Source organism: Enterococcus sp. DIV0802b (genome assembly GCF_050543535.1).
Taxonomy (GTDB): Bacteria; Bacillota; Bacilli; order Lactobacillales; family Enterococcaceae; genus Enterococcus_D; species Enterococcus_D entomosocium.
Genome location: NZ_CP172941.1, coordinates 43,906 through 56,740, shown reverse-complemented (window position 1 = coordinate 56,740; position 12,835 = coordinate 43,906). Strand labels below are relative to the sequence as shown.

The 12,835-nt window shown below is 42.5% G+C and carries 10 protein-coding genes; 7 read left to right on the top strand and 3 right to left on the bottom strand.

Annotation, left to right across the window (positions count from 1 at the left end):
- The first annotated feature begins 87 nt into the window (after positions 1 to 87).
- On the top strand, positions 88 to 1,593 hold the full coding sequence (locus tag IGJ12_RS00265; protein WP_430619232.1) for a response regulator transcription factor: 1,506 nt from the start codon (positions 88 to 90) through the stop codon (positions 1,591 to 1,593).
- Entirely contained in the window at positions 1,587 to 3,290 is a 1,704-nt protein-coding gene (locus IGJ12_RS00260) for a sensor histidine kinase (RefSeq protein ID WP_139843220.1), read from the top strand. Before IGJ12_RS00265 ends, IGJ12_RS00260 begins: the two co-directional genes overlap by 7 nt.
- A 74-nt stretch (positions 3,291 to 3,364) precedes the next feature.
- Here IGJ12_RS00260 and IGJ12_RS00255 read toward each other — a convergent pair whose 3' ends face one another.
- On the bottom strand, positions 3,365 to 4,066 hold the full coding sequence (locus IGJ12_RS00255) for a TetR/AcrR family transcriptional regulator (RefSeq protein ID WP_005232882.1): 702 nt from the start codon (positions 4,064 to 4,066) through the stop codon (positions 3,365 to 3,367).
- 225 nt (positions 4,067 to 4,291) lie between these two features.
- Between IGJ12_RS00255 and IGJ12_RS00250 the strand changes: the two genes are divergently transcribed.
- The 3 genes from IGJ12_RS00250 to IGJ12_RS00240 are packed head-to-tail and all read left to right on the top strand — an operon-like array spanning position 4,292 to position 5,356.
- Positions 4,292 to 4,618 carry a PadR family transcriptional regulator gene (locus IGJ12_RS00250; RefSeq protein WP_005232883.1) on the top strand — a complete coding sequence of 109 codons (327 nt, stop codon included), beginning with the start codon at positions 4,292 to 4,294 and terminating at the stop codon, positions 4,616 to 4,618.
- Positions 4,605 to 5,195: a DUF1700 domain-containing protein gene (locus IGJ12_RS00245; RefSeq protein WP_005232884.1), complete on the top strand. Its 591-nt coding sequence runs from the start codon at positions 4,605 to 4,607 to the stop codon at positions 5,193 to 5,195. The genes IGJ12_RS00250 and IGJ12_RS00245 overlap by 14 nt, the downstream gene beginning before the upstream one ends.
- The gene (locus tag IGJ12_RS00240; RefSeq protein WP_005232885.1) at positions 5,192 to 5,356 is read left to right on the top strand and encodes a hypothetical protein; all 165 of its coding nucleotides are present in this window, start codon (positions 5,192 to 5,194) and stop codon (positions 5,354 to 5,356) included. Before IGJ12_RS00245 ends, IGJ12_RS00240 begins: the two co-directional genes overlap by 4 nt.
- A gap of 292 nt (positions 5,357 to 5,648) precedes the next feature.
- On the opposite strand, the gene IGJ12_RS00235 is transcribed toward IGJ12_RS00240, so the two are convergent.
- On the bottom strand, positions 5,649 to 6,134 hold the full coding sequence (locus IGJ12_RS00235) for a hypothetical protein (RefSeq protein ID WP_005226468.1): 486 nt from the start codon (positions 6,132 to 6,134) through the stop codon (positions 5,649 to 5,651).
- Between the two features lie 258 nt (positions 6,135 to 6,392).
- Here IGJ12_RS00235 and IGJ12_RS00230 point away from each other — a divergent pair, with 258 nt between their 5' ends.
- Positions 6,393 to 7,766: an MFS transporter gene (locus IGJ12_RS00230; protein WP_430619231.1), complete on the top strand. Its 1,374-nt coding sequence runs from the start codon at positions 6,393 to 6,395 to the stop codon at positions 7,764 to 7,766.
- A gap of 124 nt (positions 7,767 to 7,890) precedes the next feature.
- Here the strand turns inward: IGJ12_RS00230 and treP are convergent, their stop codons facing one another.
- Positions 7,891 to 9,870, bottom strand: coding sequence for a PTS system trehalose-specific EIIBC component (gene treP / locus IGJ12_RS00225; protein ID WP_008376729.1), 1,980 nt, complete (start codon positions 9,868 to 9,870; stop codon positions 7,891 to 7,893).
- A gap of 336 nt (positions 9,871 to 10,206) precedes the next feature.
- Between treP and IGJ12_RS00220 the strand changes: the two genes are divergently transcribed.
- Entirely contained in the window at positions 10,207 to 12,834 is a 2,628-nt protein-coding gene (locus IGJ12_RS00220) for a glycoside hydrolase family 65 protein (RefSeq protein ID WP_061053524.1), read from the top strand.
- The last annotated feature ends 1 nt before the right edge of the window (position 12,835 follow it).

Below are 12,835 nucleotides of genomic sequence, written 5' to 3'. Positions count from 1 at the left end.
CGCTCTGTTGCTTTTTTTGTTTATCGCTTACTATAGAAAGAAGAAGCGACTGCGTAATTTTCTCTATACGAAAGGACGGCGAAAACCATGTACCGACTGCTGCTTGCTGATGACAGCTACGATCAAAGAGAAGTGATCAAATACTTCTTGAGTCAGCATGAAAAAGAATGGCTGATCGAAGAAGCCAAAAATGGCCGCGAAGCCTGGCAACTTTTTCAGGAACAGCCCTTTGACTTGATAATTACCGACGTAAAGATGCCCTTTATGGATGGACATGCCCTCGTAGCGAGAATCAAAGAAGCAGTTCCTGAAATTCCTGTGATGTTTATCAGCGGCTTTGAAGATTTTCATTATGTAAAAAAAGCCATACAGTTACAAGCGGTTGACTACCTCTTAAAACCAATCGACCCTGATGATTTTTATGAACAAATAAATAAAATCATTCTTTTTATTGATCAACAAAAGCAGCGCGCTTACACAAAAACAATCGCACAAACCCATTACTTGAAAGAGATTTTGAGTAAACTTTTTTATGGCTATCCTTGGCATTCACTGCCGAAGGAAGAGCAATCGATTGCACAAGATTTTTTTAAGACTCATCCCTCTTTTTTTCTCGTTACTTGGCCGCTGGATTCTTGGAATGCGCCGGATTTTGTCCCTTCGCTATCTGCTGCATTTCCTGAAATGTTCAGTTTGTTTTTAGCTCCAGCACAACTGCTCTTTTTTAACGAACCTTTGCCAAAAAGGGAAATCGAAGAGCGAAAAAACAACTTAACTACCTATTTTTCCGAACAGTTTCAGCAAAAAATAACACTTTTTGACAGCGGACCAGTTCCCCACCATTCAGGGGTGTATGGCACCTATCATGACTTACTGAGAACCAGTCAGCGGTCTTTTTATCAGCAAAACAAAGGGAAAATCTGCCAGCTGCTTCCGGGAGATCACTACATCGTCAAGAAAGCGCTTTTCGAAAAAACCGTTTCGTATGTGAATCAATACGAAAGTAAAAAAGCCCACGCGCTTGTGAAAACAGTTTTCGACTGCTTTGAAACAAATGGACGTGAGGAACCAACCAATGCCAAGTTTTATTTTGCGACCTTTTATCAAACAATCCTCGATCAGTGCACGATCACTTTTGATGCGGAGTGTGGCGCTAATCAGATTGGAAAAATACTGGAAGCGCCAAGTCTGCAACTAATTGCGGATATTTTTGATGCCCTCTTCCATTATATCCATGATGCATTGCTTCAAATCAACGGGAGCCAGTCAAATGACTATGTGCGCCAAGTAAAATCCTATATATTCGCTCATTTTCACCAAGAGTTGAGCTTGGATCGGTTAGCAAAGGAAGTCAATATCAATCCTAACTACCTAAGCGAATTATTCAGTACTTCTGAAGGCATGGGTATCACCAAATACATCAAGTCTTACCGTATCAAACAGGCTCAGAAGCGTTTAAAGAACTCGAACTGCAGCATTCGAACTATCTCCAAACAAGTTGGCTTTAATCATTATTCCTATTTTTGCAAAACGTTCCGAGAAATTGTCGGAATGACGCCGGATGCGTATAGAAAGAGAGGTCCCTTTTGTTAAGAAAAGTCCACGATTGTGTTAAAAATTTTCGTTTTCAAAAAAAGATCGCCCTTATTTCAATTCTTTCAAGCATTGTTCCTCTGATCGTTTTGACCTTTGTCGGGGTATCTATCATCCGAGCCTTTATCCAACAGCAGGAAAAAAGTGCTTACTCCGATAATCTCAAAAGTATCAGCTATCAGTTAGAAAGCAAGATCCACACCTATCGGGACAGCCTGCTCTTTTTAGCCAACAATACCGCCTTGACGCAAGAGCTTTCTAGTCAACGCTTCTCAAACTTTGATCAATACAATCTCTTTCAAAATACGATCGTGCCTTTGTTTCACAGTGTTCGTTTTCCGCAAGCAGATATTAAAGGCATCACGCTATACACCACGATCGATCTTTATGATCATGGGCAATACGTCAAAAAAATCACGGCTGATACAGCACTGCCTTTTCTAAAAGAAAAACCTTCGACCGAGATTCGAACGTATTTTGACAAAGAACGGGAGGAACTTTCTTTTTATACCAACCTTTTTTTAAAAGGCCATACCGCAGATTCCTTAAACTACATCGTTTTAACCATCGATCGAGCAGCATTGTTCACGAATCTTGATGCAGTCACTGAGGAGCCTTATGATTTGACGATTCAGTCAGAGACCGGGCAGACGCTTTACCGCATTGATTATTTGACGAAGCAGCAACGTACTCAAAAACAGTGGCTGGTTGGAAACGCAGTTATTGAAGAGGCACCTGTACTGCTGGATAATCATTGGCAAATCGTTTTTGTTAAAACCGCACAGTCATTTTTCAGCAGTTTACTGTATCTAGTTGGTGCGGCACTTATTATCTTTGGTTTTGTATTAATGATATTGGTTTTATCCAGCTGGTGGTTGGCTAAAACCGTGGTACAGCCGATCAACTCTTTGACCCAGCAAATGGCCTCTTTATCAATGGATCAATTCAAAATCCAGCACACATATTCTTCAAAAGATGAAGTCGGGCAGTTATACACCAATTTTCAAAAAATGCTAGATAAAATCGCTGAGCTGATCAATGAAGTATATGAAGCCGAATTGAAACAAAAAGAATACGAATTGCGGGCTCTGCAAGCCCAGATCAATCCGCATTTCTTTTATAATTCCTTAGCACTGATCAGCAATACTGCCACACTAAACGGCAATCACGAGATCCGTGAGATGGCTCAGCTGCTGTCTCGATTCTACCGTCTCAGCCTAAACCAAGGATCCAACCGGCTATCCGTCAGCAAAGAACTCGATCTGACGATCACCTATGCTAAAATTCAGCAAAAAATGCATCACCATTCCTTTGATTTAGTCCTCGAAATTGACTCAAATATCGGTGAATATCCGATGATCCATCTGCTCTTGCAGCCGTTTGTCGAGAATGCCGTCTTTCATGGGCTTGATCATATTGAAGATGACCGCAGAGGGGTATTGACGATCCGCTGCCTCAAAGAAGGACAATGGCTACGGTTTGAGATTCAAGACAATGGTCCCGGGATTGATCCTGAACAGCTAAAACAACTGGAGGAACCTTCTGATCAACATTATGGTATCAACAATGTACGCCAACGGCTAGCATTGTACTATGGCACGCAAGCTTCCTTATCGATTCAATCAGTAAAAGGTGAAAACACCACAATTGTTCTACTCATACCGCAAGACTTACCTCCTCAAAAAAACCGTCAGTGAAGAATGTTTAATCACTAACGGTTTTTTGGTGTCAAAATATTCAGATATTTATTTTAATGCTTGATTTCAAGTACCTATTCCTCTACAGCAAACGTACCGACCTCTAATAATCCTTGCCGACCCTGGTCTCGCGTCACGCCTTTTGCTTTCTTTAACATTCGTTCCCAATACTCCATGGTATCTTTTATAAAATCCTTGTTGCCGTCAGTACACCCTTCACGAATAAACAGCAATACCAAACCGCTAAAAAAAATCAAGGCTTCTTCATGGTATTTCCTCAGATCGTTTTCTTGCTCACATTGAAAAACAGTTGATTCAGCGATTGCTTCTTGAAAATATGCAAAAGAACGCTCTTTTATGTAAGGACCACAACCAATATCATTTAAAAATAATGCAAAAAAGAGGGCTCGATTGCGACTGGCGAACACGTAATAGTCATGCCAAAAACAGTATAGAGGATCCAGTGTCATCACCGTCTCTTTTTTTGCTTCATGAATGTCATGGAAGACATCATCGACCATTGCCTGTTTATAATTTTGCATGTTTGAAAAATTCAAATAGATTGGTTGGGTCGATGTTCGTGCATATTTAGCAATGTCGCGGACAGTGATTGGCCGATAAAGATATTCCACCAGATATTTTTTTAAACAGTTGATCAAATATTTTTTCGTAATCGTTGCTTTTCTCATAATACCCCTTCCTTTCTTGAGGCGATCAGCTCTCGCTAACGCTCCTCTACTCTCACTTGCTTTCTTCCAGTGAAACACCACCAACACCCAATTTTCTTACTGAAAGTAATCTGCATACTTCTACTTTAACAAAAAAGAGAACGTTAACATATACTTTCTGCCGAATTTCTTAATTTTGTTTTATATTTTTGACCATTTTCCTGAAAAACCTCCTTGTTTTCCTCGGCTAAGTCTTAAGACTGATTTTTTTGATACTACTTGTGAAATGATACTATGTAATGTATAGTATGGATATGAACAGGAGGAGAGCCTTTGGATGCCCAATTAAAAAAAGGATTATTGGAAATTTGTGTTTTAGCCTATTTGCAGCACGGGGACTCTTATGGCTATGAATTAGTCAAAAATATTTCTCCTTTACTACCAATCTCAGAATCCACCCTCTACCCTATCTTGAAGCGCTTAGAAGCCAGCCGAGCGGTTGAGACTTACAACAAGAGTCATCAAGGACGGACCCGAAAATATTACCGCTTGACCAAACTTGGCAAACAGCGGATCGACGATTTTTTAACCAACGACTGGCCCCAATTGACATTGATCCAGCGATTTATTAAAGGAGGAACACTAGATGAACAGAGTTGATTTTATCAAGGCATTGGCTGCAGAATTATCTGAAAAAGTCAGACCTAGCGAGATTCATCAGCTGATCAACTATTATGACGAGATGATCGAAGATTTGATGGAAGAAGGATACACTGAAGAAGAAGCCGTGGCACGCCTTGGCTCCCCAAAAGAACTGATCCAAACAGTCACAGAAACAGAAGAGGTCGTGGTAGAGATTCCCCGCCGCTTTCATCCCTTTTTGCTCTTGATCTTAGTGCTAGGCTTTCCATTGTGGGGCAGCTTATTGTTAAGTGCCGCTTTGCTGATCCTAAGCTTTTTAATAATCATCTGGTGTGTGCCTTTCACCACTGGCATGATTGGTGTCACTACGTTTATCGGTGGGATTGCTAGCGTTGTCTTAAGTCCCATGCTGATGGCGGATGGTTTCTATCTCTTTTTAAGTCAGTTAGGCGTGGGGATTTTCTTATTTGGTTTAGGGCTTCTTTGTCTGATCGCCACTTATAGTATGAGCCGACCTTTTTCACGTCTTACCCACTCCCTTGTCGTTTGGCCAAAATCATTTGTTCAAAACTATCGAAAGAAGGCAGTCCTATGATCAAAATCAATAAGCGCTTTTTCGTTTTTCTCAGTCTGTTGTTTATTATTCTCGGACTGGTCATCACCTTTATCGGTTTTTCAATGTCAGGGTACTCACCTGATGCCTACCATATTGAGCATCGTCGTTGGTATCAACTGATTGGTTTCTACACAGACTAATCGGCAAAAACAATTATAAGTTGCTTTTTTCGTCAGAAAAACAAGTGATTTGCATTAATTTCATGTATTGATGAAAAAATTGAACTTTCCTTTTTGACCTCACCATATTACTATATAGGTACATCCTGTATCCTATTTCATAGGGTAACCAGAAAAACCCATACCATCCTATGGGTTTTTTTGTTGTTTATAAAAGCAAAAAAACGTGCCGCAAGTCCAGGTATCGCCAAGCCAGCTATTTTTAGCTAACCTTGGTAGAGCCTGTCTGCAGTACGTTTTTTCTAATGCTCGATTATTCCCCTAGTACTGGCTGTTCTTGCACAGTGCCAATAGGAAACAAGGCGCGAAACACCCGGCGAACGATTGGGCCTGCAATGAACAATTGCAACGGCAATGCGACAATCACATTTTTCCCAATGTTGCTTAGCCAATTGACGAACACCGAGTGATCAGGGTTTGGATGCATCAACGCACCAAAGAGTGACATACAGATCACCATGCCGGCGATCATCAATGAAGAAATCAAACCGATTTTTTTCCAAGTAGCTGATTGATGGTCCAAAAATCGAAATGCCAAACCTTTTGCCGGACCAGAAACAATGAACCAATCCAAAATAAAGGCGACACAAAGGGCTAATGGCAATTCATTCCACGCCAATTGGAATGCCAATGCAGAAACACCGACTTGGAACATGAGGTTGTAAACACTCATAAAATACACCATGAAAATACACATAAGTGTCGTATAGATCAAACTTTCTTTTTTGTTGATGGGCATGTTACAACTTCCTTTCTCTTTTTCGTACTCGACTATTCTAGCAGAAGAAAATTTTTCGTGTAAGTAAAAGTTTGAAAACTTTCAAAAAAGTTTTTTGCTATTTTTTTATCCACTTCTCTTGACACTTTCTTATGAAGTCAGTAGAATAGCGATAGATTAAATCGTACAGATAACAAGCGGGTTCGCTTGTCGAGAGAGAGGCGGTTTCTATGAGAATAGAAACGGTCTCTTTTTTTGCGAATTTTTAGAGGTGAGAATATGGAAAACAACAAAAAACTCGTGGGGGCGATCCTCGCAACCGGATTGATGTCATTTGCAGGCGTGCTGATTGAAACAGCCATGAATGTAACGTTTCCGACATTGATCGATCAATTTACGCTTTCAACATCCGATGTCCAATGGGTGACGACCATCTACTTACTGGTCATCTCCATCATTGTCCCAATATCGACCTACCTTTTGAAACGCTTCTCATTGAGAACCTTGTTTCTAGCTGCCAACGCCTTCTTCCTTGTTGGCTTGGTGATCGACTTTTTATCGCCGACGTTTGCCATTTTGCTGATTGGCCGCTTTTTCCAAGGTGCCAGCACAGGGATCGCACTGCCTTTGATGTTCCACATCATTTTGACTTACTCCCCCTTTGAAAAGCGGGGAGCGGCGATCGGCTTAGGGAATTTGACCACTTCCATCGCTCCAGCGATCGGACCGACATATGGAGGATTATTGACCGCCCATTGGTCTTGGAATGCGATCTTTCTTTTCTTAATCCCAGTCTTACTGATCTCCCTAGTACTCGGCCTTTACTCGATCCCTAAAACGGCTGGGGCAAAAGACACTTCCCTGGATTTACTGAGTGTATTAGGAATCGTCTTGATGTTCAGCGGCTTCTTATTGTTCTTGAATCAAGTAGGCACCTTAGCGAGTCTACTGCCGCTGATTTTCGGTTTCATTGGTGCTGGCTTGTTTTATCAACGCTCAAAAGGCCCGAACCCTTTGATTCGTTTGGCTGTTTTGAAAAACCGCAGCTTCAGTTTGTTTCTTTTCGGCTTTCTCGTTTGTCAGTTCCTTTTACTGGGCATTTCCTTTGTCTTGCCGAACTTTGTCCAACTCGTCTTGGGAAAAGATGCCTTTACTGCAGGATTAGTTATGCTGCCCGGGGCGGCCATCGGGGCGGTCCTTGCGCCGATCTCTGGTCGGTTGCTGGATAAAGTTGGACCGAAAAAACCGATCCTGTCTGGTTTGACTTTGATTGCCATTGGTTGGCTTGCCTTAGCCCTTGTTTTGCGTTCGCCTTTCATTTGGAGCCTAGTTGCCGGACATGTCTTTTACATGATCGGGATCGGCTTAGCCTACAGCAATATGATGACCACCGGCTTAAACAAGCTGACTCCTGCGTTGTACGCGGACGGTAATGCGATCTTTAATACGCTGCAGCAATTTTCTGGTGCAGTGGCGACGGCTGTGGTGGCGACCATTATCAATTTGGCACAAAATGCGACGACCGATTACACCCAAGGGACGGTCATCGGCTCTCAAATCGCCTTATTCTTTTTGTGGGCCCTGGTCTTACTGACTTTCCTATTAACGATCAACTACTTCCGCAAAAACACCGACAAAAAAGCTGTCAGCTAACTGCGGCTTTGCCAATTGAAAAACAACGAAAAAAAGCCGCCCTCCCTTGAGGACGGCCCATAAAAAAATCCGCTTCCGATTCCCCTTCTTAGTCAAAGGGCGCTCTCGGAAACGGATTATTTTTTTAGTTTAATTCAGCTGAACCAACCGCTGTTTTGGCTGTCACTGTGCCTGTAGTCGTCAATGAAAGCTGACGCACTTTTTCGGCATTCGTGATGACCGTCAAAACGTCTGTCTGTTTGCCAGCTGCGATAACGGCATCTAGATCCATCACTGCAAGCTTCGTTTCTGGTGTGACTGTATCACCTTCAGAAACAAGAACCTCAAATGGCGCACCTTTTAGTTCTACAGTATCCAAGCCCATGTGGACAAGAACTTCCGCGCCACCAGGCGTTAAAATCCCGATTGCATGTTTCGTTTCAAAAATGCTAGAGATCGTACCTGCAACAGGAGCATAAATCGTTCCGTTCGTTGGCTGAACAGCAAAGCCGTCACCCATCATTTTTTGAGAAAAGACAGGGTCAGAAACTTCAGTGATGGCAACTACTTTCCCATCAGCTGGAGCATAAAGGGTTTCTTCTGAAACTTGTGTTGCTTCTGGGGCTGCAGTTGTCGGTGCAGCAGTCGTTGGTGCAACAGCCGCTGCTGCAGCTGTATCAGCAGCCAATTGCGGTTCTAATTTATTTAAGAAGGTAACTTTTCTAAAGACGATAGTGCAAACAAAAGTGATCGCAATCGTCACCGCCATTGAGATGAAGACCATTGGATAGTTTTCAATTTTAAATGATAAGAAGCCAGGCAGTCCCCCTACACCAATACCTAATGCACGGGTATTCGTTGCAGTGATCAGCATTCCACCGAAGGCAGAACCTACCATTGCTGCGACAAATGGGTAAACATATTTCAAATTGATCCCGAACATCGCTGGTTCAGTAACCCCCATGTAAGCAGAAATCGTTGCTGGAACAGAGACTTGTTCTTCTTTTTTATTGCCACGGTGAAGGAACCAAATCGCCAATACTGCCGTACCTTGCGCAATATTTGACAGCATGATCATTGGCCAAAGGTTTGTTGTCCCAAAATCCGCTACTAATTGAGAGTCGATCGCTAGCGTTGTATGATGCAATCCGGTAATAACCAAAGGCGCATACAAGCCACCGAAAATGAAACCAAATAACCAGTTTAATGGTGAGGTCAAGCCAGCATTTACGACCCAAGAAATGCCTGATCCGATTTGCCAACCGATTGGACCTAATACCATGTGAGCTGCTAAAATAGTTGGCAGCAATGAGAACAATGGAACGAAGATCATTGAAACCGCTTCTGGAATCCATTTCCGGAAGAATCTTTCAAGATAAACCAATAAGAAACCTGCCAGCATTGCTGGGATCACTTGTGCTTGATACCCAATTTTATCAATAGTGAAGAACCCGAAGTCCCACGTATAATTTTGGGCGATTTCTGCAGCAGAAGTTGAACTTACTGAATAAGCATTTAATAATTGCGGTGAAACCAATGTAATCCCTAAAACAATCCCTAATATTTGCGTGGTTCCCATCTTACGTGTAATACTCCAGGTAATCCCTACTGGTAGAAAGTGAAAGATCGCTTCACAGGGCAGCCATAAAAAGCCGTTGACACCGTTCCAAAAAGTAGAAGCTTGCGTAATGGTTTGTCCACCTAGAGCTTCTAACGGTACACCTTCTAAGAAATTTCTCAGCCCTAGCATCAAACCACCGACAATAATCGCTGGTAATAACGGGGTAAAGATCTCAGCTAACGTAGCAATCGCTCGTTGCACGATATTTTGATTGTTTTTTGCAATCGCTTTGCTTTGTTCTTTAGAAACACCTTCTATTCCTGATACATCGGTAAAATCATTGTAAAACGTTGAGACATCATTGCCGATAATGACTTGGAATTGTCCCGCATTCGTAAACATCCCTTTGACACTTGGAATTTCTTCAATTGCCTTTTCGTTTGCTTTTGTCTGATCGTTCAAAACAAAACGCATCCGTGTCGCGCAATGTGTTACTGCGGCGATATTTTCTTTGCCGCCAACATATTCCAGCAGCTTCTCAGCATCATCACGATACTTTCCCATAATTAATAAACCCCTTTCATATCCACTTGTATATATATGTTTTAATTACGCACTAATCATAACTTGATAGTTTTGATATTGCAAGCGTTTCAAACCAATTTTTTTCACTTTTTCTACAAACAATACAAGTGAATAGAAAAGGTACCGTATTAAAACCTTAATAAATAAACGTTTTTTAAAATATTTGATTAATATAAAATAATATTGCCAATGACTTTATTTACTGTTTATTTAACAAAAAAGAATAAAAAAACAGGTGAGATAAATTGAAATAGCTTACAAATTACGTTATAATCATCTTGCATGTATAGACAAGTTTAAAGGAGGACAACTATTGTGAATACGATTATATTGTCTAAGGAAGAATGGCTGTTAACGGATCAAACCGGTACGACCTATCCGTTTTCTGGGACAGACAGTGAACGAGTTGCTGCACTGACCGCGCAGCTGCAGAAAATGGAAGGTGGCGGGATCGTCTCTGAATCGCTGGTGTTTACGAATGAAGAAGGGACTTTTTCACTGGACCAATGGTTGACAGAAAAATTGAATCGTCCCTTTGTTTGCACCACGAAAGAACAGTATGAAGAAAAAAGTGCTGAAATTCCTTGGAACCTCGAATACTATGGCTACACCCCTGGTAAAGATGAATACTCGGTGGAGTCACTTTTAACCGTCGGCAACGGCTATCTAGGGCTGCGAGGCACGACGCCTGAGATGACCATTTGTGAAGCGAACTATCCAGGGCTGTATTTAGCAAGTCTTTACAATACGGTAGAATCGGATGTTTCTGGTCATACCATCAGCAATGAAGACTTCGTCAATGCACCGAATCTGCAAAAAATGTACGTGAAGATCGATGATGAAGTGATCGACATTGCCAACAATCAGCTTCTTTCCTTTAAACGGACATTAGATCTGAAGACCGGCTTGTTCCAATCAGTGGCAGAAATTGAAACAAAAAAACAAAAGCGTCTGCGAATCGAAACGAAGAAAATCGCCAATATGCAAGACGTTCACCAATATAGCTTGGTCTATCAGTTTACCCCGCTGAACTTTTCCGGCACCGTTACTTTCGTCAGTGAAGCCGACGGATCGGTCTATAACTATAACGTCGCTCGTTACCGTAGCTTAACCAACCAGCATTTGACCGTGAAAGAGACAGCAGCTGAACAAAACAAAGCGCATTTAGTGGTCACCACTAACCAATCACAGATTACCGTTGTCCAATCCTCTGAACTGTTTTCAAAGGACCTGCCATTGGCTGAGCTGCACGCTGAAACAAACGACCAGCTCGTCCGTCAGCAAGTAGCCCTTGAGGTGACGGATGGACAAACTTATCGGGTCGAAAAATCAGTCACTGCTGCCGCTTATCGGCAAGAGGATCCGCAACCGGCATTTACGTTTTCTTCCTTAGCATTACCTGATTTTGCGACGATGTATACCGCCTCAAAACAAGCCTGGGCTGAATTATGGGCGAAAGCGGCCATCGAAGTCACTGGTGACTTGATGTCGCAAAAAATGCTGAATCTGCATACGTATCATCTGCTGGTCTCCGCAGCACCGAATGCTTATCAGGAGTCCTTAGATGCCAGTATCACTGCCCGTGGCCTACATGGTGAAGCCTATCGCGGTCATATTTTCTGGGATGAACTGTTTATCTTACCCTTTTACATTCTACATTTTCCTGACACCGCCAAAGAAATTTTGCTGTATCGCTACCGCCGCTTAGCTGCTGCCAAAAAAGACGCCCAAAAAGCCGGTTACCAAGGCGCCATGTTCCCATGGCAATCAGGCTTGGATGGCAGTGAGCAATCCCAAGAACTGCATTTGAACCCTATCAGCGGCGAATGGAAAGAAGACCACAGTCGCTTGCAGCGCCACGTCTCCTTAGCGATCGCTTATAACATTTGGCAATATTGGCACAACACACAAGACCGTCCCTTTATGGAACAATATGGATTAGAATTGATGTTAGAAGTCGCCCATTTCTGGCAAAGTGCTGCCACCTGGGATGATACTGCTCAACGTTACTTTATCGATAAAGTCATGGGACCAGATGAATTTCATGAAAGCTACCCAAATAGTGAACAAGGCGGCTTGAAAAACAACGCCTATACCAATATGATGGTAGTATGGTTGTTTGAAGAGATCGAGAACCTCCAACAACAACTATCAGCAGAGAGCTTCCAAGCAGTATTGGAGAAAACGGCTTTAACCCCAGCGGATATTGCTGCTATGGCAGATATTCGTACCAAATTAGGCTTAGAGATCGATCACGAAGGCATCATCGCACAGTTTGAAGGGTACTTCCAGTTGGAAGATCTGGATTGGGCCCATTATAAAGAGAAATATGGCAACATTTATCGGATGGATCGCATCCTAAACGCTGAAGGCAAGAGTGCTGACAGCTACAAAGTCGCGAAACAAGCCGATAGTTTGATGATTTTCTATAATTTCTCAAAAGAGCAAGTCAATCAAATTTTGGCGGATCTTTCTTACCAACTGCCAACAGACTATATTGAAAAAAATCTCCATTATTATTTGGCTCGCACCTCCCACGGCTCGACTTTGTCGCGGATCGTTCACGCTCAGTTAGCGGCAATGGTGGATGATCAGGAATTGGCTTGGTCGTTATACCAAGAAGCCCTCTCTTCTGATTATCGTGATATCCAAGGCGGGACCACGGCAGAAGGCATTCACGCCGGTGTCATGGCCGCTACGTTGTTTATTCCGTTAACCACTTTTGCTGGGATTGATATTCGAGAAGAGCAACTGCAGATCACACCAAACTTGCCAAAAGCTTGGGACAGCTTAGCCTTTCAGCTAGAAGTTCGCGGCACCCGCTTTGCATTGAATGTTACACATGAAACATTGACGATCACCGCTGATCAGCCAGTCACGATCTTAGTGAATGGGCAGCAAGTTTCTCTAGAAGCAAAGAAAGAAGCAACGATTACTTACTAAA